Source organism: Bradyrhizobium sp. IC3123, from assembly GCF_020193625.1.
GTDB lineage: Bacteria > Pseudomonadota > Alphaproteobacteria > Rhizobiales > Xanthobacteraceae > Bradyrhizobium > Bradyrhizobium yuanmingense.
This window is the reverse complement of sequence record NZ_JADYVF010000039.1, coordinates 1-2,212: the sequence shown is the minus strand read 5'-3', so window position 1 is coordinate 2,212 and position 2,212 is coordinate 1. Positions and strand designations below refer to the sequence as shown.

Annotated in this window: 1 protein-coding gene; it reads right to left on the bottom strand. The window is 65.6% G+C overall.

From position 1 onward, the window contains the following. The coding region (locus tag I6F20_RS37485) for a condensation domain-containing protein (RefSeq protein WP_225131576.1) at positions 1–2,212 on the bottom strand (2,212 nt) is incomplete at both ends.

Here is a 2,212-nt window from a genome sequence, read left to right as displayed (position 1 = left end):
TCAGCCGCTCATCTTTGCAGACCACCGCCACCGCATCCGGCGCCTTGTGCACCTGCGCCTCGAACAGCTCGTGGATGCACCGCTCCGCAGGATACGGCGCCGCCGTCCGGTTCAGCTCCTCCAGCAGATACGTGCGCTCGGCAGTCGAGAGCAGCTCAATCCGGTGGACCTCTTGCTGCGCATCGGCAACCATCGCCCGCAGCTGCGCCAGCAGATAACCACGCTGCCGCTCGATCGTCGCCTGATCAAACAGCGCCGTGGCATAAGCCAGTGTTCCGGCGATCTCCTCGCCCTGCTCACCAAGGCTCAGCTCCAGATCGAACTCGACCTGATCAATCTCCTCCCCGGCAGCTTCGACACTCAGCCCCGGCAGGTCCAATGACCCAACCGCATTGTTCTCCCAGGCCAGCATCACCTGGAACAATGGCGTGTGATCAAGAGCCCGGGGCGGCTGCACGATCTGCACCACCTGCTCGAACGGCAGGTCCTGATGCTCCTGCGCAGCCAGCACCGTGCGCCGCGTCCGCTCCAGAAGCTCCGACACGCGCGGCTTGCCCGACAGGTCCAGCCGAAGCGCCAGGGTGTTGACGAAGAACCCGATCAGCTCTTCGATCTCGCGGTGCCCCCGATTGGCGCTCGGCACGCCAATCACAAGATCGTCCTGCCCGGACAGACGCGACAGCACCGCCGCCCAGGCCGCCAGCACCATCATGAACAACGTCGTGCCATGCTGTAGGCTCAGCCGCTTCAGCTCCCGCGTCAAATCCGCATCGACGGTGATCGGGACCGTGGCCGCGGCAAACGACTGCTGGGCAGGCCGCGCATGGTCCGTCGGCAAGACAAGACGGGCTGTGCCTGCCAGGGCGCTGCGCCAATACTGCGCCTGCTTCTGCAACCGTTCCCCCGACAGCCATTGACGTTGCCAGGCGGCGTAATCCGGATACTGGATCGCAAGCGGCGGCAGAGGGTCGTCCTGCCCAGCCTCGAATGCCCGGTAGAGCTGGCTAAGTTCACGCAGCAGCACGCCCATCGACCAACCGTCCGAGACGATGTGATGCTGGGTCAGTAGGAAGACGTGTTCCTCGTCGGCGATGCGGATCAGCCGCCCGCGGATCAGCGGACCGCGCGCAAGATCGAATGGCGTGCGCCCCTCTTCATGGCACAGATCCAAAAATGCCGCTTCCGCATCCGATCTCTCCCGCAGATCATGCTCAACTATCGGCAGACCCGCGTCCGGCGGCAGAACCTCAACCCCGGGCTTGCCTTGGGTCGCGACAAACACACTGCGCAGCGCCTCATGACGCGCAAACAGACGGTCAAGGCTGCGCTGCCAGGCGCTGCGGTCGAGCATCCCGCGCAATCGCAAGGCCAGCGGAATGTGATAGTTCGTGCTGCCTTCGTTCAGCTGAGCCAAAAACCATAGCCGCTGCTGCGCAAACGACAGCACAAGCGGCTCATGACGCGACACGGCTGCAATCGACGACAGCTCGTGCGGACCGGAGCGGCTCAACAGCTCGACGATGCTTGCCGCCAGGTCACTCAGCACTGGCCTTGCGAACAGCGTCGACAGTGGCAGTTCGACCCCGACAGCCTGTGACAGCCGGCTCGACATCTGCACGGCCAAGAGCGAGTGGCCGCCCAGTTCGAAGAAGTGGTCGTTGCGCCCGATGCGCTCGACACCAAGGAGCTCGGCCCAGATCTGCGCCAGCGCCGTCTCGACCGCACCTTGCGGCGACTGGTAGGCCGCCAGCGCATAGGCCTGATCGGCCGGCGCCGGCAGCGCGTTCCGATCGAGCTTGCCGTTCACCGTGAGCGGAAGCGCCGCCAGCCGCACGAACGCACTCGGCACCATGTAGTCCGGCAGCCGCGCACTTAAGTGCGCCCGCAAGGCGCCCGCAAGCGCGCCTCCATCGCCCTCGTCCGAGCCGGCCTCGGGCGCGCAGACCACATAGGCGATCAGATGTTTGTCGCCGGCGCCGTTCTGGCCCGCCACCACCACCGCCTCGCGCACCCAGGCGTGCTCGCAAAGCCGCGCGACGATCTCGCCCGGCTCGATGCGATAGCCGCGGATCTTCACCTGATCGTCGTTGCGGCCCAGGAACTCAAGATTGCCGTCCGGCAGATAACGTGCAAGGTCGCCGGTCCGGTACAGCCGATCGCCCTCGACAAAGGGACTGGCGATGAACCGCTCCGCGGTCAGCTCAGGGCGGTT